The sequence below is a fragment of the Sphingomonas sp. PP-CE-3G-477 genome, from assembly GCF_003050745.1.
Lineage (GTDB): Bacteria > Pseudomonadota > Alphaproteobacteria > Sphingomonadales > Sphingomonadaceae > Sphingomonas.
In genome coordinates this window covers 342,965-361,720 of the sequence record NZ_QAOF01000002.1, presented here as the reverse complement: position 1 = coordinate 361,720, position 18,756 = coordinate 342,965, and the positions used below count along the sequence as shown (strand labels likewise).

The window sequence follows — 18,756 nt, the reverse complement described above, 5'->3', positions numbered from 1 at the left end:
TCGATAGGTGCCCGGCTCGTCGGATCGGGCGCCATCAGGCCTCGGCGAGCCTGTCCCTTCGTCGAACCAGTCTCGCCGCCAGCACGGTGATTGCCGGGAGCACGAGCAGCGTCAGGATGGTGGAGGTGACCAGCCCGCCGATGACGACGGTCGCGAGCGGTCGCTGAACCTCCGCGCCGGTGCCGGTCGCCAGCGCCATCGGTACGAAGCCCAGACTCGCCACGAGCGCGGTCATCAATACCGGGCGGACGCGCTCCATGGCGCCGCCGACGACGGCCGCGTCGTCGCCTTCGCCATCGTCACGACGTTTGCGGATCGCGCTCATCATCACGAGGCCGTTGAGGACGGCGACGCCCGACAGCGCGATGAACCCGACCGCCGCGGTGATCGAGAACGGGATGCCGCGCAGCAGCAGCGCGAACACGCCGCCCGCCAACGCCATCGGCACCGCGCTGAACACGATCGCTGTCGGGACGAAGCCGCCCAGCGCCATGTAGAGCAGCGCATAGATCAGCACGAAGCAGATCGGCACGACGATCGCCAACCTGAGCCGTGCGGATTGCAGGCTTTCGAAGGTGCCGCCCCACTGCGTATACATGCCGGGCGGCAGGGCGATGGCGGCCACCTTGCCCTGCGCCTCGGTCACGAACCCACCCAGATCACGGCCGCGGACATTCGCCTGGATGACGACCATCCGCTTGCCATTTTCGCGGCTGATCTGGTTCAGTCCCTCGGTATAGCGGAACCGCGCGACCTCACGCAGGGGGATCGAGTGTGCCGACTGGCCGTCCACCGCGGGCAGCATCACCGGCATCGATCCCAGCGTCTCGATGTCATCGCGTTGGGCGTCGGGCAGGCGGACGACGACGTCGAACCGCCGATCGCCTTCGAACAGCACGCCCGCCTCGCGCCCACCGAGCGCCGCGGCAACGGTGTTCGCGACCTCCTCGACGGGCAGTCCGTAGCGCCCGGCTGCCTGGCGATCGACTTGGATATCGAAGGTCGGCGCACCGTCTGTCTGTTCGGCCTGGACGTCCGCCGCTCCCGGGATCGTCCGCAGCGCCGCGGCGATCCTTGCCCCCTGTTCGGTCATCGCCTCCAGATCGTCGCCGTACAGCTTGACCGCGACATCGGAGCGGACGCCGGCGATCAGTTCGTTGAAGCGCATCTGGATCGGCATCTGGATCTCCGTGCGGTTGCCGATCAGCGGCTTCATCTTCGCCTCGATCCGCGCGAGGATGTCGGCCTTGCTGGTCACGCCCGCGGGCCATTCGCGCTGCGGCTTGGGAATGACGTACGTGTCGGACGCGTTGGGCGGCATCGGATCGGTACCGAGATCGGCGTTGCCGTTCTTCGAGAACACCAGCGCCACTTCCGGCAGCGATTTCAGCGCATCCTCGATCCGCAGCTGCATCTGCGTCGACTGGTCGATCGAGGCGGAGGGCACGCGGAAGTTCGTGACGGTGATGTCCTTCTCGTCGAGCTGCGGCATGAACTCCTCGCCGAGCATCCCGAACATCAGCACCGCGGCGACGAACACGCCGACGCCACCCAGCACGAACGGCACTGGGCGGGCGACCGCCTTCTCCAGGATCGGCGCGTATCTGGCCTTGAACCAGCGGATCGGCCCGACCTCGGTCTCGCTGACCTTGCCGGTCACGACCAGCGCGATCATCGCCGGCACGAACGTCAGCGACAGTATGAACGCCGACGCCAGCGCGACCATCAGCGTGATCGCCATCGGCGCGAAGGTCTTGCCCTCGACCCCCTGGAAGGTGAGCAGCGGCACGAACACGAGGAAGATGATCGCCTGGCCGTACACGGTCGGCTTGACCATCTCCTGCGCGGCGAGCGTCGTTTCCTCCATCCGCTCGGCGCGGGTGAGCAGGCGTCCTTCATGCTCCTGCCGCTCGGCGAGGCGGCGCAGCGCGTTTTCGACGATGATCACCGCACCGTCGACGATGAGCCCGAAGTCGAGCGCGCCGAGGCTCATCAGGTTGCCCGAGACACCGAGGCCATTCATCCCCGCCGCGGTCATCAGCATCGTGATCGGGATGACCGCCGCGGTGATCAGCGCGGCGCGGACATTGCCGAGCAGCAGGAACAGGATGACGATGACGAGCAGCGCGCCTTCGATCAGGTTCTTCTCGACGGTCGCGATCGTCGCGTTGACCAGCTTCGATCGGTTGTAGACCGGCTGCGCGATGACGTCTGGTGGCAGGACGCGGTTGATCGCGACCAGCTTGTCGGCAACGCGGGTCGCGACGACGCGGCTGTTCTCGCCGGTCAGCATCAGGATCGTCGAGATGACCGCTTCGGAGCCCATCAGGCTGCCCGATCCGGTCCGGACTGCGCCGCCGATCACGACCTGGCCGACGTCGCGGACGCGGACCGGGTTGCCGCCGCGCGTGGCGACCACCGCATCCTCGATATCGGCGACCGATTTCAGCCGGGCGTCGGCACGGACGAGGAAGCTCTCGCCGGCGCGACGGATGTAGTTCGAGCCCGCCGAGACGTTGGCGCGTTCGAGCGCGTCGGCGAGCGCGGTGACCGACAGGCCGTACGTCGACAGCGCGTTGAGGTTCGGCTCGACGACATATTGCTTCACATAGCCGCCGTTCGAATCGACGCCCGCGACGCCTGCCACGCCGCGCATCTGCGGACGGATGATCCAGTCCTGCACGGTGCGCAGATATGCCGCCTTTTCGAGTTCGGTGGTGAGCCGCTCGCCGTCGGGGGTGAGATACGCGCCACCAGGTTGCCAGCTTGGTTTGCCTGCCCGGTGTTCGTCACCCTTGCCGTCGGGGTGATTATACGCGACCGAATACATGAAGATCTCGCCGAGCCCGGTGGCGAGCGGGCTGAGGCGTGGCTGGACGGTCGCGGGAAGACTGTCGCGCGCCTGCGCCAGCCGCTCGGTCACCTGCGCCCGGGCGAAATAGATGTCCGTCGCGTCGGTGAAGACCGCGGTGATCTGGCTGAAGCCGTTGCGGCTGATCGACCGGGTCATTTCGAGCCCCGGAATGCCCGCCAGCGCGGTTTCGACCGGGAAGGTAACCTGTTTCTCGATGTCGACCGGACCGAGCGTGGGTGCGAACGTGCTGATCTGGACCTGCCGGTTGGTGACGTCCGGCACCGCGTCGATCGGCAGCTTCGTGATCTGCCAGGCGCCGAACGCGACGACGAGCGCGGTCAGGAACGCGACGAACCAGCGACCGCGGACCGACACGTCGAGGATGCGCGCGATCATTCCTCGCCCCCCTCGTTCTTGCCGAGTTCGGCCTTCAGCAGGAACGCGTTGCTCGTCGCGATCGGCGTGCCCGCGGTGAGTCCGGATACGATCGCGACGAGCCCACCGCTACGTGCGCCGACTTGGACCGTCTGCGCCTTGAAGCCGGCGGGGGTCCTGACGAACACCACCGTCCGGTTGCCGATCGTCTGGACCGCATCCTGCGGCACCATCACGCCGCCCCGCGTAGCACCGCCGCTCGCGAAAATCCTCGCCTGGACGAGTTGCCCCGGCACGAGCGTCGCGCCGCCCGCAATTGGTACGATGACGATCGTCGCGGCGCGCGTCTCGGAATCGACGACGCCGGTATCCGAGCGGACCCGTCCTGCGATCGTCCGCCCATCGTTGGTGGTGAGTTCCACGCGGTCGCCCGTGCGAACGCGGCCCGCGTCGGCGGGCGGAACGTTGGCGGTGATCTGCAGACGTCGCGGATCGGCGACGCGGAACAGCGCGGTTTCGGCCGCGACATACTGGCCGAGACTGGCGGGAGCGGCGGTGATCCGGCCGGTGATCGGGCTGACGACGGCGACCGATCGTCCATCGCCGGTGACACGCGCGGCACCCGCCGCTGCGCTTGCGCGCCGCGCATCGGCCTGCGCGACGGCGAGGTTGGCTTCTGCTGATTCATAGTCCGCACGCGGGCTGACGCCCTGGGCGAGCAACGATCGCTCGCGCACCAACTGCCGACCGGCGAGCGTCACGCGTGCCGACGCGGCGCTGCGGTCGGCGGCGATCGACGACGCCTCGCGGCTTTCGACCAGCGCGACCGTCTCGCCCACGCGCACCGGATCGCCGATCCGCTTGAGGATCCGCGTGACGGTGCCCGCCGCCCGTGCGGTCAGTATCGCCTCGGCATCCGGTGTCGCCTCGACGGTGGCCGACGCGGGGATCGCGGCATCGAGCTCGCCCGATGCGGCGGGGGCGACGCCGATCTCGGAGATGCGGATCGCTTCCGCGGTGATCGCTACGGCATCGACGGACGCAGGCGGCGTTGCGGCGGCTTCGGTAGGAGGCGCGGTGGAAGCTGGCGTGGTCAGGCGTGCGGCGCCGAAGCCCAGCCCGGCGGCAACCGCCAAGGCGAGCGCGGTACCGGCGTAGAGACGGGTCTTGGTCATGGGAGCAGATCTCCGGTGATGGTGCGGCCCGACAGGCGGGTGAAGCCGGCGCGGGCGTCGAGGCGGGCAGCGGCGGCGTCGAGGACGACGCCCCGCGCCACGCCCAGCCCGTGGCGGGCGGCGAGCAGTTCGATCAGCGGCGATTTGCCCGCTTCGTACGCGAGTCGGGCCAGCCGGTACGTCTCCTCGGCGGTCGCCAGCGTGCGGTCGGCGGCGACGGCACGACGGTCGGCCGAGTCGATCAGCGCTTGAGCCGAACCGGCGGCCGCGCGCGCATCGAGCCGCACGATCTGGGCACGGGCCTCGGCACCGCGGAGTTCGGCTTCGGCGGCGGCGATGTTGCCGCGGTTGCGATCGAAGATGGCGAGCGGCAACGAGATGCCCGCAACGACCGCGGTCGCATTGTCGATCTCGAGCCGACGCACCCCGATCTGCGCGGTCACGTCGGGCAGGGCACGCTTGCGTTCGACGACGATCCGCCGTTCCGCCGCATCGCGGTCGGCCTGCGCGGCCCGAACCGAGACGGTGGCGAGCGGATCGATCGGGCCGGTCGAGGGGCGGGCCGCAAGCCGGTCGAGCAGCGATTCCGACAGGCTCGTATAGGGCGTCTCGATCCCCGCCAGTGCCGACAGCTGCGCGAACGCCACGGTCCGCCCGGCCTTCGCCGCCTCCAGGTCGGATTGCAGCGCGTTCAGGTCGGTCTCGGCGCGGAGCTGGCGAAGCCGTGCTTCCTTGCCGGCCGCGACCAGTGCTCTCGCCACCTTCAGGTCGGCGGTGGCTTCCTCGACCTCGTCCTCGGCCAGTGCGATCCGGCGATCGGCGATTTCGGCGCCGGCATAGGCGCGGGCCAGCTCATAGGCATAGGCGACACGCCCTTCAACGCCGCGCGCGCGCGCTGCGGCGATACCGGCCCGCCCTGCCTCGATCCGCGAGGCACGCTTGCCGCCCAGCTCGAACGGGTGGTTGTATTGCAGCGTCGTCTCGGTCCGGCCGAACCCGCCATAGGGCGACGAGCCGCCGAAATTCTCGCCATACACGCTGATCGACGGGTTGGGCCGGGCGCGCGCCTGTTCGGCGAGCCCCTCGGCCTGCTCGACTCCGGCGTCGAGGATCGCGACCCTCGGCGAGGCCGCGGTCTGGCGCAGAAGCGCCGCGAAGGGAGGCGCGGGATCGGCGCATGCCACACCCGTCCCCGTCAGGCTCGCAGCGCCCAGCGCCGCGAACGAACCGGCAAGCGCACGCATGCGCCACCGGCCGATAATACCGTTCATCCATTGTCATCCTGCACGAGTAAATCCTGGCACGCCTGCTGGCGCGCGAGGCTCAGTCTCGCGGGGGGCGCAACGGTGACGTCGGGCCGGTTCCCGCAGGCAGGATACTGTCGATCGTCCGCCATGCCAGAACGACGCGGGCGAGCTGGACCGACGGCGCGGTATTGGCGGGAATCCCGAATGCATGGCTGACGGCATGCGCGGCGACATGCACGACGTTGTCGTCGTGATCGTCCATCACGTCCGCGACGTGAACATGGTCCGCGGAGATCGTCAGTTCCGTCTCGTCGCTATGGAACGTCGCGGCATGCCAACCGCCGAGCGCACTCATCCCCAGCACGGCAAGAAACGCCAGCAGAGTCGCCATCAAGGCGGTCCTGGAACGGTGGGCAGTCACATCGGTAGCGTAAGCGGCGTGCGGCAGCGCAGCAAGGCCGAACTCGATATGGCACCCACGGCCGGCTAGGGCCCGTGGAAAACGCCGGTCACGTCGCGGAGCGCAGGTAGATCGGGAAACGGGATCGAGTGAGGGGTTCGATGGGTGTGATCAGAAATCCCTGTTTGGACGGGCTGGGCCGCTCGACCATGAGCCTAGCAACGCGCCGTCTGTGCGGTCGTGCCGGCGAATGTCGCGGGCATAAACAAGGGGTTCCGATGAAGAGTTTTGAAAGCCGCACGGCTGCGGTCGCGATTTTGCTTGCCGCCGTTTCGGCGAACGCGATCGCGCTGCCGGCTGCGGCGCAGGTGGCACCGTTCGAGACGCAGGCCGAAACCCGCATGACGACCGCCGCCGCACCGGTGTCGGCAGGCAAGCCCGCGCTTGCGCAGGCCGGTGTCGCCGGCACGGTGGATGCCAAGGGCAATGCCGGCAGCACGGCGGCACCGCAGATGACCCGCGACAATGGCGCGCCGATCGGCGAGAACCGTCACTCGAAGGCGGCGGGCGATCTCGGCCCGGTCGTGCTCGAAGACACGACGCTGATCGAGAAGCTCGCCCGGTTCGACCGCGAGCGTATCCCCGAACGCGTCGTCCACGCGCGCGGCACCGGTGCGCTCGGCCAGTTCACCGCGACCGCGAGCATCGCCGACATCACCAGCGCCTCGCTGTTCGTGCCCGGCAAGCAGACCCCGGTGTTCGTCCGCTTCTCGACCGTGATCCACCCGTCGGGCAGCCCCGAGGGCATGCGCGACCCGCGCGGTTTCGCGACCAAGTTCTACACCGACCAGGGCAATTGGGATCTGGTCGGCAACAACCTGCCGATCTTCTTCATCCGCGACGCGATCCAGTTTCCGGACATGATCCATTCGTTGAAGCCCTCGCCGATCACCAACAAGCAGGATCCGAACCGCCTGTTCGACTTCTTCTCGGCGACGCCCGAGGCGACCAACATGCTCGCGCACGTCTATTCGAACCTCGGCACGCCCGCGTCGTACCGGACGATGGACGGCAACGGCGTCCATGCGTTCAAGCTGGTCAACGCACAGGGCGAGACGATCTTCGCCAAGTTCCGCTGGATCAGCCGCCAGGGCGTGAAGAACCTCAACGGCGCGCAGGTCGCGACCGCATCGTGGAACTACCTCACCGACGATCTCTACGGCGAGATCGCCAAGGGCAATTTCCCGACCTGGGATCTGGTGGTGCAGACGATGAAGGCGTCGGAGTTCGCCAAGCTGTCGTACAACCCGTTCGACGACACCAAGGAATGGCTCGACGTGCCGTTCAAGAAGGTCGGCGAGATGGTGCTGAACAAGGTGCCCGACAATTTCTTCGAATGGACCGAGCAGTCGGCGTTCGCACCGTCGAACATGGTGCCTGGGATCGAGGCATCGCCCGACCGGATGCTGCAGGGGCGGCTGTTCTCGTACGCCGATGCGCAGCGCTACCGGCTTGGCGCCAACGCGCTCCAGCTGCCGGTCAACCGGCCGCGCGCGCCGGTGGTGAACAACTACCAGGACGGCACGCTCGATCACGGCACGCGGTCTTCGGACGTGAACTACTTCCCGGCGCAGACCGCGGCGAAGACGACTGCGGCCGGGTATCGCCAGTCGACCTACAAGGTCGATGCGGTGGTCGATGCCAAGCCGATCTCGAAGACCGACAACTTCGCGCAGGCCGGCGCGTTCTACCGTGCGCTGAAGCCGCAGGACCGGACCGATCTCGTCACCAACCTGGCGGGCGACCTGAACGTCGTGACCTCGGCGCGCACGAAGACGATCATGGTCAGCTACTTCTACCAGGCCGACCAGGACTTCGGCACGCGCCTCGCAACCGCGGTCAACGTACCGATGGCGGATGTATCGCGCGCCGCGGCGGAGTACCGCGCCGCCAATCCGGCGCAGACCCCGGCGCAGACGACGCGTCGCTGAACGCCGGGCAGGGGGCGCGGCGTGATCCGTGCCCCCTGCCACATGCCTCTCAAAACGAGACTGACGATGCTGACATTCCTCGCGGCGATCGCCGCCGTTGCCGCCCCGCAAGCGGCGCTTGCCAATCGCCCCGCATCGCCTCCGGTTGCCGCGCCATCGCCGGAACGCCGTCAGCAGTTGCTGTTCGACGCGGCCCGACTTGGCCGAACCGACATGATCGATCCGCTGCTCAAGGCCGGCGCCGACATCAATGCCTATGACGATCGCGGTTTCACGGCGTTGATCCTGGCGGCGTATAACGGGCAGCTCTCGACGGTCGATGCGCTGATCGCCAAGGGCGCGAACGCCTGCCGCCCGGATCGCGACCAGGGCAATACCGCGCAGATGGGCGTGGCGTTCAAGGGCGAGGACGCGATCGCCGCGCGCCTGCTGAAGGCAGGGTGCGACGTCAACGCCCGCAACAATGCCGGGCAGACGGCCTTGATGATGGCCTCGCTCTTCAACCGCACGCGCCAGGTCGACATGCTGCTGGCGGCCGGCGCCGACCGCACGATCCAGGATGCCGCCGGTCGGTCGGCAAGTTCGGTGGCGGCCGATCAGGGCAATTCCCCGATGGCGGCACGGGTCAAGCGCTGAGGGCCGGACCGGGAAGACCAAGATTGCCGCGCAGCGTCGTATCCTCGTACTGCGTACGGAACAGCCCCCGCCGTTGCAGGAGCGGCACGACCTCCTGGGTGAACCGCCTGAACTGGCTGGGGTGACCGGCATGGACGTTGATCCCGTCGAATGCCCGCCCCTCGAACCAGCGGGCGATCTCGGCGGCCACCGTTTCAGCCGATCCGACGAACGGCCCGGTGTGCTGATCGCGGACGAACTCGATCGTGTCCCGCAACGAGAAACCGCGCGCGACCGCGATCTCGGTGATGCGCTTGGCCTGCGTGAAGAAGCTGGTCTTCGCATGATCGAGCGCCGCCGCCGGAAACGGCGCATCGAGATCGTACTGGCGGAAATCGTGCCAGCCGAATGCGCGACCGAATTCTCCCAGCGCCTGGTCGAAGCTCTGGTCGGCGCGTCGGTGCGCGCGCTGGATCTCGCGCGCGTCCTCGTCCGTGTCGCCGATCGTGATCGTGAAGCCGGGCAGGATGACGAGGGCGTCCGGATCGCGGCCGTGCCGTGCTGCGCGATCCTTGAGGTCGGCGTAGAAGGCCTGACCCTGCTCGATCGTCTTTGCGTGCGTGAAGATGGCATCGGCCACTTTCGCGCCGAGATCGCGCCCCTGTTCGGAATCGCCGGCCTGGAAGATCACGGGTTCGCCCTGCGGTGAACGCTGGATGTTGAGCGGGCCGACGACCGAAAAATGCTCGCCCTTGTGGTTCAGCGCATGAAGCTTGGTCTTGTCGAGAAAGACTCCCGTGTCGCGGTCGCGGACCAGCGCGCCGTCTTCGTACGATCGCCACAACCCGCGCACGACATCGAGATATTCGAACGCGCGGCCGTAGCGCGTGGCATAGTCGTAATGCTCGTCGCGCCCGTAATTGCCCGCGGTGCCGGCATCGCCGGTGGTCACCACGTTCCACCCGGCGCGGCCCTTGCTGATCAGGTCGAGCGACGCCAGCCGGCGCGCGAGGTTGTACGGATCATTGTACGAGGTCGTCAGCGTTCCGACGAGACCGATATGGCTTGTCGCGACGGCGAGCGCGGACAGCAACGTCAGCGGCTCCAGCCGGTTCAGATAGTGCGGCGGCGAATCCGCGGTGATGAACTGGCTGTCGACGATGAAGACGAGATCGAACTTCGCCGCCTCGGCCTGGCGGACGATATCGATATACCAGTCGATGTTCACGCTCGCATCCACGGGGATCTCGGGATCGAGCCACCGGTTGCTGTCGCCGGGCCCACCGACGCCAGTGGTCACCAGCCCGAGTTTCAACTGTCGCTTGGTCATGGAAAGGTCCTTCGCCGTCGGGTGTCAGAGTTGCGCGAAATGCGGTGCGACCTGCACCGGCTTAGCGAGCAGGCCGGCGGCATGGAACAGGTCGGCGATGCCCTGTTCCTCGGCGATCAGTGTCGGGTCGATCGGCACCGGCACGTTGACGCTGCGGCCGATGTAGCGCCGCGTCGCATCGATCGGCACGCCGGTCTGCTGCGTCAGCATCCGCGCATAGGCCTCGCGGTGCGTTTCGGCCCAGCGGCGGGCACGGGCGAAGCGGGCGGCGAGGTCGGCCAATTGCGATCGCTTGTCGCGCAGTGCGGCTTCGGTGCCGAAGACGAAACCGATCCCGGGCGCCAGGTTGCGATCGACCGGAAGGATGCGCAGGCCGTCGCTGAGTTCGCCGATCGCCGCATAGGGATCCCAGATCGACCAGGCATCGACCGAGCCGCTGGTCAGTGCGGCACGACCGTCCGCCGGTGACAGGAACTTGATGTCGATCGCGTCGAACGGTTTGCCTGCGCGCTGCAAGCCGGCGAGCAGCAGGTGATGGCCGATCGAACCGCGCGGCGTGGCGACGCGCTTGCCGAGCAGATCGTCGAACGCGTGGATCGACGATCTGCCGGGGACCAGGATGGTGGTCGAAGGGCCCTGTGATCGGAACGCCGCGATCGCCTTCACGCCGGCGTTGGATTGCAGGCTGAAGATGAACGGCGCATCGCCGCCCACGCCGGTATCGATCGCGCCCGCGGCGAGGGCCTCGATCAGCGGCGCGGCGTTGGGGAACTGCGCCCATTCGATCGGATACTGCACGTCCTTCAGTTCGCCCGATGCCGTGAGCAGCGCCTGCACCCCGCCGCGCTGGTCGCCGACCACGAGCGTCCGGGCGGTGGCCTTCGTGCAAGCGGCGAGCAGGCCTGCCGCCGCGATAGCGAAACTGGTCCGGCGTGTAAGACGCAGATCGAGCATGGCGGTATCCTGAGGTTTGAGAGGGAGATGCACGGTCAGAATCGCGTGCGCAGTGTGACGCCGTAGGTGCGCGGTTCGCCGACGCCGACCTGCGTGATTCCCCAGGTCGCGTTGACCGTGGAGGTGACCAGATAGTCCTTGTCGAACAGGTTGCGGCCCCAGACCGAAACGTCCCAGGGACCATCGGCGGCGCGCAGCCCGAGCTGCGCGCCGACCAGCCCATAGCCCTTGATGCGTGAGAACGGATCGTCGTTGACTGCCGAGAAGAACGACGAGCGATAGCTGGCGTCCGCGGCGGTATAGCCGATCAGGCGATCGCTGACCGGCGCCTCGTAGCGGGCCTGCACTGCGCCCGCCCATTTCGAGGTCCCGGACAGGCGCTGGCCCGAAATGTCGCACGACGGCTGGTACGATTGCAGGAACGGGCAGATCGCATTGGCGTATCGGAGATACTTGGCATCGGTGAAGCTGCCGGAGCCACTGAACGTCAGTCCGCGCGCCACACTGGCGCGCAGATCGACCTCGACGCCGCGGCTGCGTACCTTGCCCGCGTTGCCAAGATAGCTGATCCGGTTCGAGACGTCGTAGAGATTGGCCTGGTAGTTCTGGTCGATCGTCCAGAACAGGGCGGTGTTGAACTGCACGCGGCGATCGAGGAGCTGCGTCTTGAACCCGACCTCGTACGAATCGACTTTTTCCGGCTCGACGAAGATGTTGATGCCCGCGCTCTGGCGGACGAGATTGATCCCCGCCGACTTATAGCCCCGCGAGTAGCTGGCATAGGCGTGGACGTCGTCGCCGATGTCCTGGTTGGCGCTGAGCAGCCAGGACACCGTCCCCTTCGATCGGCTGGCTTCGTAGGCACCGCCGGACGGGGCATAGGCGGCGCGTACCGCGGCGGCGGTCGCCTGATAGGCGACGGGCAGGCTGGAGATCGGCGCAGGCGTGCCGACCTGTACCGCATCGTAACTGCCCGCCTTCTTTTCATAGGTATAGCGCAGCCCGCCGGTCAGGCTGGTGCTCGGCGTGACGTGCCACGTCGCCTGCCCATAGGAGGCGTAGCTGTTGGTCGAGGGGTTGAGATAGCTGAACGTATCGAGGCCGTTCAGCAGCGCATCGGGTGCTGCGGCGCCAAGATACCATTTGGCGGCGTCCTTCCCGAACGACAATTCCTGCGTCAGGTCCGCGCGCTGCCAGAAATAATACAGGCCGGCGGTGTATTCGATGCTGCCGCCACTCGGTGAGGTGAGGCGGAGTTCCTGACTGAACTGCTTCTGGTCGGTCGCGACGGTTGCCTGACCCAGCACGTCGGCACCGAACTGGTCGCCGTCCCAATTGGGAATCCACTTCCAGAAGCGCCCCGCGGTGATCGAGGTCAGCGTATGCCCGCCGAGCGTCGCGTCGATCCGCGCGGTGACGCCGCCACTCGGCATCCGTATCGCCTGCGACCCGTCGATATCGGTCTGGCGTCGATAGGGATCGATTGCGATCGGCGTGTAGCCGACCTCCGCGGCATGCTGGTAGAACCCTTTTACGGGCACCCCGTTGTCGCGGGTGGTGGGAAGCACCTGGCCCGAGAGATAGAAGCCCATATTGCCGGTCTGGCGCGCATAATCGCCGGTCAGGCGAAAGGTCAGCGCGGTGCTGGGCTTCCACAGCAGGTCGGCCTTGACCGCGACGTTCTCGTAATTGTCCCAGTCCTGATGCTGGGTGGTGTTGTAGACCAGCCCGTCGCGCGCGCTGACCAGGCCGCTCAGGCGCAGCGCGAGCGTGTCGGTGAGCCCGCCCGAGGCGGAGGCCTGCGCGCGCATGTAGTTGTGATTGCCGTAGGTGATGTCGGCCGCGAACTCGGGCGCGAAGCTCGGCAGCTTGGTGCGGACGTCGATCGCGCCTGCAACGGTGTTCTTGCCGAACAGCGTGCCCTGTGGTCCGCGCAGCACCTGCACGCTGTCGAGATCGAGCAGGTCGTTGATGACCGTGCCCGTGCGTGGCCGATAGACGCCATCGATGTAGAGGCCGACGCCCTGGTCCAGTCCGTCGTTGGTACCGCCCGAGTTGGTGCCGAGACCGCGGATCGTGATCGTCTGGTTGCGGCCGCTGAAGCCCTGGATGCTGACGCTGGGCGCGAAGACGGCAAGCGTCTTGAGGCTGGTCTGCCCACCCACTGCCTCGATCTGCGCCGACGACAACGCCGTGATCGCGATCGGCACGGTCTGCAGCGTCTCGTTCTTGTAGCGGGCGGTTACCACGATGTCGTCGTTGGGCGCGTCGGCCGCCGCGTCCGCAGGTGACGGCAGCGCGGCCGTGGCGCTGGCCGGCTCCTTCGCCCTGTCAGCCGCCTGGGCGATACCGGACGCGGTCATGGCGATCAGCACCGCAAGGCTCGAAGCAACGGTTTGATGATGGCGAGCGTGCATTGATGATCCCTGATTTAGCGGTGGGAGCGCCGCCGTTGATCGGACGCGCGTCTCCGTTCCCTGCGGCGGCTGCCGCGAGGCGAGGTATGTGCCGGTGCGAGGCGCAGCAGGTCGGCTAGAGGTCGGCTAGTCGGCCCGCTGCTCGGGACGGCCGAGGCCGGTCGTCACCATCCTTTCAGGCCGCGGCCGAGAGTGTGAGCGTCTCGCGGTTGCGGGCCCTGCGCACCGATGCGCGTTCGAACAGCGCGTCGGTGCGATCGGCGAAACTCGGGAAACCGGTGCGATCCAGACCGAGCCCGTCCGCCCAGCGACGAACGACCAGCGCATAGGCATCGACCGCGCCGAACCGGTCGCCGATCAGGTAGGGCGACGACGTGGCGTTCGATCGGGCTTCCAGATCGGCGAGCGCCGCGGCGAAGGCTGCGCGACCCGGTGCCTCAAGCGCGGCACGGATCGACGGATCGTCGGCGTAGCGTTCGGGACGCCGTATCTGCGCCAGCGCGACATGCACCGTGCTCGCGATCCAGCTCATCAAGGCATAGGCCCGCGCGCGGTCGACGGGATCGGCGGGGAGTATCTCTGCCCCCGGATAGCGATGCGCGATCCACGTCACGATCCCGACGACCTCCGGAATCGGCGTACCGTCGACGACGAGCGTCGGGACGCGGCCCTGTGGATTGATCGCCCGATAGGCCGGGCCATGCTGCTCGCCGGTTGCGAGACTGATGGCGACGGCCCGGTATTCGGCATCGGCCTCCTCGAGCAGAACGAGCGGTGCGAATGCCGAACTGTTCGGGGCGAAGTAGAGCGAAATCGACGAGGCGGTCGAACCCGCGAGCGGGATGGGGGCCGTCATGGGAGAGTGCCGGGGTTCGAAGCCGCCAATCGCGCGTAGGTCGCCGATACGAGCTGCGATCTGCGCGAATGTTGCGGCGGTGGTCGTTTGTCAGACGGTCCAGCTATCGTCATGTCGCCTCCGACGCCGGCGGGATGCCAGTGCGTATGGCGCCAACAACAGCTTAACTCCTATCCGATCAATATAGATTTGCTCACTGTCCTGATTGATTGGGCTTATGAGTGCGGCATGGCCCTCAATCTCCCTATCGATGTGTTGCGCAGTTTCGTGGCGGTGGTCGATGGCGGGTCGATGCTGCGCGCATCGGAGCGCGTGTTCCTCAGCCAGCCCGCAATCAGCTTGCAGATCAAGCGCCTGGAGGAGCTGCTGCAGATCCGGTTGTTCCGGCGAGAGGGACGGCGGCTCGTGTTGACGACGCAGGGCGACGACGTTCTGGTCCTTGCGCGCGAGATGCTGGCGCTCAACGATTCGATCGTCGCCACGCTCACCGGCGATGCGTTGGCGGGGCCCGTGCGGATCGGATTCGTCCAGGATTTCGCCGAAACGCTGTTGCAGGGCCTGCTGGCGCAGCTCGTGGCGCTGCATCCCGACGCGCGGCTCGAAGTACGGGTCGGTGGTACGCCGCAGCTGCTCGACCTGCTCGACAGCGACCGGCTCGACATCATTCTCGGCATGGGCGTGGCAGGGGATCCGACCGCGATCCGCGAGGAACCGATGCGCTGGTTCGGGAATGCCGGCCTGCCGGCGCGCGAAACGATCCCGCTTGCTGTTCTAGAACGACCGTGCCGCTTTCGGGATGCGGCGATCGCGGCGCTCGATGCAGCGGGCCGACCCTATCAACTGGTGGTCGAGACGCCGAGCCTTTCGGTCCTGCGCGCCGCGGTGCGCAGCGGGGTCGGCATTACGTGCCGTACGGATCTGTTCGAGGGGCTACCCGAGATTACCGGGGCGGTGCTGCCGACGCTGCCGTCGGTCTCCTACGTCCTGCGCCGGCGAGACCGGCTCGCGCCCGCGGTACTCCACCTCTACGACCTGATCGACGAGCGTGTACGGAGGATGGGCGTACCCGACCCGGAACTCGCCTGACCTCCTCACGGCGATCAGGCGCTGCCGGTTCTCAACCGAACGGGCGGTCGATCGAGGGCTGCGGTTCGGTGAACCATGCCGCGCCGCCTTCGGTGACGTGGAAGTGATCCTCCAGCCGGATTCCGAAGCGATCCGGTATGACGATCATCGGCTCGTTCGAGAAACACATGCCGGGTGCAAGCGGCGTGCGGTCGCCGCGGACCAGATAGGCGGGTTCGTGGATCGACAGGCCGATGCCATGCCCGGTACGGTGCGGCAGGCCCGGCAGGCGGTAATCCGGACCGAGCCCGGCTTTCTCCAACACTATGCGCGCGGCGGCGTCGATCGCCTCGCACGGGACGCCGGGGCTTACCGCATCGAACGCGGCTGCTTGCGCCTCGTGTTCGATGTCCCAGATCGCGCGCGCGTCGTCGCCGACCTGGCCGAACGCATAGGTGCGGGTGATGTCGGAATGATACCCCTCGACCTGGCAGCCGGTGTCGATCAGCACGAGCTGGTCCTCCTCGAGATATTGGTCCCCAGGGAGTCCGTGCGGGAAGGCGGTCGCAAGCCCGAACTGCACCGCGCAGAAATACGAACCCGAGGATCCGATCGCGCGGTGCGCTTCGTCGATGAAGCGGATCACTGCGCTGGCGGCGATGCCGGGGTGGAGGATGCGCGCGGCGCGGCGCTGGATCTCGAGGGTCATCGCCTTGGCTTGCGATAGCAGTGCGAGTTCGGCGAGGCTCTTGATTATCCGGCACGCGTCGATCACCGACGCGCCGTCGCCGAGATCAAGCCCGGTGGCGGCGAGCGCGGTCGCCATGCCGTAGGGAAGTTGCGGATCGAGCAACAGCCGACCGCTGACCGCGTCGGCGACCAGCGCGTACGGGCTTTCGTCTTCTTCCCAGAGGCGCAGATCGGCGCCGATTTCGACTGCCGCCTCCAGCGAACCCTGTTCGAAGCGCGGGCAGATCAGGATCGGCGTGCCGTCGACGGGCAGCAACAGTGCCACCAGGCGCTCGGTCGCGCCCCAGGGGACGCCCGCGAAATAGCGCAGGCTCGCCCCTGCGCCGATCAGGATCGCGTCGGCACCCGCCGCCTCGGTAAGCGCGCGCGCCTTGTCGAGGCGCGCGGTGCGTTCGGCCCCGGCGATCCGCGGCGCAGGGTTGGCCCAAGGCGTGAGAGTGGCCAGTTCGTCGGCTGCAGTGGATCCGCCGATGGTCATACGTGACGTCCTTTTTTGCCGAAGCGATTGAGATCGAAGGGCCGAAGCAGCGGCTGTTGCTCGCCCGTCATCAGTGCGGCGACGAGTTGCGCGGTTACCGGTGCCAGCGTCAGCCCGAGATGCTGATGCCCGAACGCATAATACAGGTTCGCGCGTCTGGTCGAGCGGCCGATCGCCGGGAGGTAATCGGGTAGCGTCGGGCGCGCGCCCATCCAGCGCGTAAACGGCCCCTCGATCGGCAGGCCGAGTGCGCGGACATGATGCTCCAGCCGCGCCCACTTGCGCGGATCGGGCGGACCATCGGGATCGCCCAGCTCGACGAAACTGGCAGCCTGCACGCAGTCTGCGTAGCGCGTGACGATCATCGATCGATCCTCGAACACCACTGGCGGCAGGTCGGCGGGCCAGCCGTCGGCGCGGGCACGGATATGATAGCCGCGCTCGGCGATCATCGGCACGCGGTAGCCGAGCGGTTCGAGCATCGCGCGCGAACGGACGCCGGCGGTGACGAGGACCCGGTCGACCTTGTGTCCGGCGATGACGATCCGCCCGTCATCGTCGGCTAGCCGCACGTCCTGTCGAACGATCCGGCCGCCGCGTGCTTCGACGGCAGCCTCCAACGTCAGGGCGAGGCGGCGGAGGTCGTCGATCTGTCCGCTGCCGGTGAACCGGATCGCGCCGCCGACCGGATCGGCGAGGAAACCAAGCCGGTCGAGCAACGCGGGCTCGGCGTCCGCGATCCGTGCCGTACCGATCGCGGTCCGGGACCAGCGTTCGCGACCCGTTTGTGCCTGTAGCGGCGTATCCCAGACGACGACATGACCGTCCTCACGCAGCAGGCCTCGCGCGCCCAGCGTCTCCACCAGCGCGCGCCAGGCGGGCATCGCGCCGGCCAGTAGCGGCGTCAGCGCAGCCGTTCCCGCGGCGAACCGCGATGGCGTCGATGCAGCGACCAGCCGCGCGGCGAACGGCAGCCAGTGCGCTGCCATCGATGGCGGCAGCGCGAGTGCGCCTCCCACGCCGAACAACCGCTTGCGGACCGAGCGCAACGCGGCAGGCGAAGCGAGTGGCTCGACCTGTTCCACCGCGATGTGCCCGGCGTTGCCCCAGGATGCCGCGTTGTAATCCGCGTCGCGTTCGAACACGCTTACCGCATGGCCGCGATCGAGCAATGCCACGGCGCAGCACAGGCCGACCACGCCGCCGCCGACTATTCCAACCGTCGGTCCGATTGCCGCCACGTCATTCTCCTGTTGCACCGCATCAATCATTTTCGTATACGATATATATCTTGAAATACAGGAAGGTCGATACCGAATGTCTGTCGAATGGAAGGGCGTATTTCCGGCCGTAACGACTCAGATCCGCGAGGACCTGACTGTCGATCTCGCGGATACCCAACGCGTCGTCGACGACTTGATCCGCGACGGCGTGACCGGGGTGATCGCGCTCGGCACGGTGGGCGAGAATAACTCGTTCGAATATGATGAAAAGGTCGAAGTGCTGACCGCGATCGTCGAGGCCGTTGCCGGTCGCGTGCCGGTTATCACCGGCGTCTCGGAATATGATACGCGCCGCGCGGTCCGCTATGCGCAGGCCGCGGAGAAGGTCGGTGCGGACGGTCTGATGCTGTTGCCGCCGATGGTCTATGTGCCCAAGCCGCACGAGCTGGTCGAGCATTTCAAGGGCGTGGCGCAGCAGGTCGGCCTGCCGATCATGCTCTACAATAACCCGCCCGCTTATCGCACGCTGATCGACAACGAAGTGCTGGCCGCGCTGGTCGACGTCGCGAACATCGTCGCGGTCAAGGAATCCGCACCCGACACGCGGCGCTTTTCCGATGTGAAGAACGCCTTCGGTGATCGGTACGTGCTGTTCGCGGGCCTCGACGACGTCGCGCTCGAAGGGCTGTTCCTCGGCGCACAGGGCTGGGTGTCCGGACTGACCAACGCATTCCCGCGGGAGTCGGTCGAGCTGGTCAACGCATTCCAGCGTGGCGATCATGCCAAGGCGATGGAGATCTATCGCTGGTTCATGCCGCTGCTCCATCTCGATGCCGAGCATGACCTGGTGCAGTCGATCAAGCTGGCCGAGCAGGTCATGGGTCGCGGTTCCGAGCGGGTTCTGCCGCCACGCTATCCGCTGGTCGGTGCGCGCAGGGCCGAAGTGATCGCAATGGTCGAGCAGGCAGCGGCGACGCGGCCGACGCTTGCGGTCGCCGAGCCCGTGCTGGCTTCGGCCTGACAGCC

At 67.3% G+C, this 18,756-nt stretch carries 14 protein-coding genes; 4 read left to right on the top strand and 10 right to left on the bottom strand.

The window, feature by feature from the left end; genetic code table 11:
- Positions 1–34: 34 nt before the first annotated feature.
- From C8J45_RS06965 to C8J45_RS06950, 4 genes are read right to left on the bottom strand one after another with little or no spacing between them, the layout of a single operon-like run.
- Positions 35–3,250 carry an efflux RND transporter permease subunit gene (locus tag C8J45_RS06965; RefSeq protein WP_107962539.1) on the bottom strand — a complete coding sequence of 1,072 codons (3,216 nt, stop codon included), beginning with the start codon at positions 3,248–3,250 and terminating at the stop codon, positions 35–37.
- Positions 3,247–4,404 carry an efflux RND transporter periplasmic adaptor subunit gene (locus C8J45_RS06960; RefSeq protein ID WP_107962538.1) on the bottom strand — a complete coding sequence of 386 codons (1,158 nt, stop codon included), beginning with the start codon at positions 4,402–4,404 and terminating at the stop codon, positions 3,247–3,249. Before C8J45_RS06960 ends, C8J45_RS06965 begins: the two co-directional genes overlap by 4 nt.
- Positions 4,401–5,675 carry a TolC family protein gene (locus C8J45_RS06955; RefSeq protein ID WP_107962537.1) on the bottom strand — a complete coding sequence of 425 codons (1,275 nt, stop codon included), beginning with the start codon at positions 5,673–5,675 and terminating at the stop codon, positions 4,401–4,403. The genes C8J45_RS06960 and C8J45_RS06955 overlap by 4 nt, the downstream gene beginning before the upstream one ends.
- A 52-nt stretch (positions 5,676–5,727) precedes the next feature.
- A complete protein-coding gene (locus C8J45_RS06950; protein ID WP_107962536.1) occupies positions 5,728–6,042 on the bottom strand; it encodes a hypothetical protein in 315 nt (104 codons plus the stop codon).
- A gap of 287 nt (positions 6,043–6,329) precedes the next feature.
- Between C8J45_RS06950 and C8J45_RS06945 the strand changes: the two genes are divergently transcribed.
- Both C8J45_RS06945 and C8J45_RS06940 read left to right on the top strand, forming a co-directional pair.
- Entirely contained in the window at positions 6,330–8,042 is a 1,713-nt protein-coding gene (locus C8J45_RS06945; protein ID WP_107962535.1) for a catalase, read from the top strand.
- 66 nt (positions 8,043–8,108) lie between these two features.
- Complete coding sequence (locus tag C8J45_RS06940; protein WP_374956430.1) at positions 8,109–8,678, top strand: ankyrin repeat domain-containing protein; 570 nt, start codon at positions 8,109–8,111, stop codon at positions 8,676–8,678.
- Here C8J45_RS06940 and C8J45_RS06935 read toward each other — a convergent pair.
- From C8J45_RS06935 to C8J45_RS06920, 4 genes are all read right to left on the bottom strand, one after another.
- Positions 8,668–9,987, bottom strand: a complete 1,320-nt coding sequence (locus tag C8J45_RS06935; RefSeq protein WP_107962533.1) for an LLM class flavin-dependent oxidoreductase — start codon at positions 9,985–9,987, stop codon at positions 8,668–8,670. The genes C8J45_RS06940 and C8J45_RS06935 overlap by 11 nt on opposite strands.
- A 24-nt stretch (positions 9,988–10,011) precedes the next feature.
- Positions 10,012–10,941, bottom strand: coding sequence for an ABC transporter substrate-binding protein (locus C8J45_RS06930; RefSeq protein ID WP_107962532.1), 930 nt, complete (start codon positions 10,939–10,941; stop codon positions 10,012–10,014).
- A 35-nt stretch (positions 10,942–10,976) separates the two neighbouring features.
- Positions 10,977–13,358: a TonB-dependent receptor gene (locus C8J45_RS06925; RefSeq protein ID WP_107962531.1), complete on the bottom strand. Its 2,382-nt coding sequence runs from the start codon at positions 13,356–13,358 to the stop codon at positions 10,977–10,979.
- Positions 13,359–13,533: 175 nt separating this feature from the next.
- Positions 13,534–14,214 (bottom strand): glutathione S-transferase family protein, encoded by a 681-nt coding sequence (locus C8J45_RS06920; protein WP_107962530.1) that lies wholly within the window; start codon positions 14,212–14,214, stop codon positions 13,534–13,536.
- A gap of 228 nt (positions 14,215–14,442) precedes the next feature.
- On the opposite strand from C8J45_RS06920, the gene C8J45_RS06915 reads away from it, so the two are divergent.
- Entirely contained in the window at positions 14,443–15,300 is an 858-nt protein-coding gene (locus C8J45_RS06915) for a LysR substrate-binding domain-containing protein (RefSeq protein ID WP_107962529.1), read from the top strand.
- Positions 15,301–15,331: 31 nt separating this feature from the next.
- Here C8J45_RS06915 and C8J45_RS06910 read toward each other — a convergent pair whose 3' ends face one another.
- Entirely contained in the window at positions 15,332–16,507 is a 1,176-nt protein-coding gene (locus tag C8J45_RS06910; RefSeq protein ID WP_107962528.1) for a Xaa-Pro peptidase family protein, read from the bottom strand.
- Positions 16,504–17,748, bottom strand: a complete 1,245-nt coding sequence (locus C8J45_RS06905; protein ID WP_258191338.1) for an FAD-binding oxidoreductase — start codon at positions 17,746–17,748, stop codon at positions 16,504–16,506. Before C8J45_RS06905 ends, C8J45_RS06910 begins: the two co-directional genes overlap by 4 nt.
- A gap of 76 nt (positions 17,749–17,824) precedes the next feature.
- Between C8J45_RS06905 and C8J45_RS06900 the strand changes: the two genes are divergently transcribed.
- Positions 17,825–18,751 carry a dihydrodipicolinate synthase family protein gene (locus tag C8J45_RS06900; protein ID WP_107962526.1) on the top strand — a complete coding sequence of 309 codons (927 nt, stop codon included), beginning with the start codon at positions 17,825–17,827 and terminating at the stop codon, positions 18,749–18,751.
- Positions 18,752–18,756 lie beyond the last annotated feature (5 nt).

Bases quoted from the DNA above. Each gene is read 5' to 3' on its own strand.
- C8J45_RS06965 (WP_107962539.1), bottom strand. From the start codon at position 3,250: ATGATCGCGCGCATCCTCGACGTGTCGGTCCGCGGTCGCTGGTTCGTC.
- C8J45_RS06960 (WP_107962538.1), bottom strand. From the start codon at position 4,404: ATGACCAAGACCCGTCTCTACGCCGGTACCGCGCTCGCCTTGGCGGTT.
- C8J45_RS06955 (WP_107962537.1), bottom strand. From the start codon at position 5,675: ATGAACGGTATTATCGGCCGGTGGCGCATGCGTGCGCTTGCCGGTTCG.
- C8J45_RS06950 (WP_107962536.1), bottom strand. From the start codon at position 6,042: ATGGCGACTCTGCTGGCGTTTCTTGCCGTGCTGGGGATGAGTGCGCTC.
- C8J45_RS06945 (WP_107962535.1), top strand. From the start codon at position 6,330: ATGAAGAGTTTTGAAAGCCGCACGGCTGCGGTCGCGATTTTGCTTGCC.
- C8J45_RS06940 (WP_374956430.1), top strand. From the start codon at position 8,109: ATGCTGACATTCCTCGCGGCGATCGCCGCCGTTGCCGCCCCGCAAGCG.
- C8J45_RS06935 (WP_107962533.1), bottom strand. From the start codon at position 9,987: ATGACCAAGCGACAGTTGAAACTCGGGCTGGTGACCACTGGCGTCGGT.
- C8J45_RS06930 (WP_107962532.1), bottom strand. From the start codon at position 10,941: ATGCTCGATCTGCGTCTTACACGCCGGACCAGTTTCGCTATCGCGGCG.
- C8J45_RS06925 (WP_107962531.1), bottom strand. From the start codon at position 13,358: ATGCACGCTCGCCATCATCAAACCGTTGCTTCGAGCCTTGCGGTGCTG.
- C8J45_RS06920 (WP_107962530.1), bottom strand. From the start codon at position 14,214: ATGACGGCCCCCATCCCGCTCGCGGGTTCGACCGCCTCGTCGATTTCG.
- C8J45_RS06915 (WP_107962529.1), top strand. From the start codon at position 14,443: ATGGCCCTCAATCTCCCTATCGATGTGTTGCGCAGTTTCGTGGCGGTG.
- C8J45_RS06910 (WP_107962528.1), bottom strand. From the start codon at position 16,507: ATGACCATCGGCGGATCCACTGCAGCCGACGAACTGGCCACTCTCACG.
- C8J45_RS06900 (WP_107962526.1), top strand. From the start codon at position 17,825: ATGTCTGTCGAATGGAAGGGCGTATTTCCGGCCGTAACGACTCAGATC.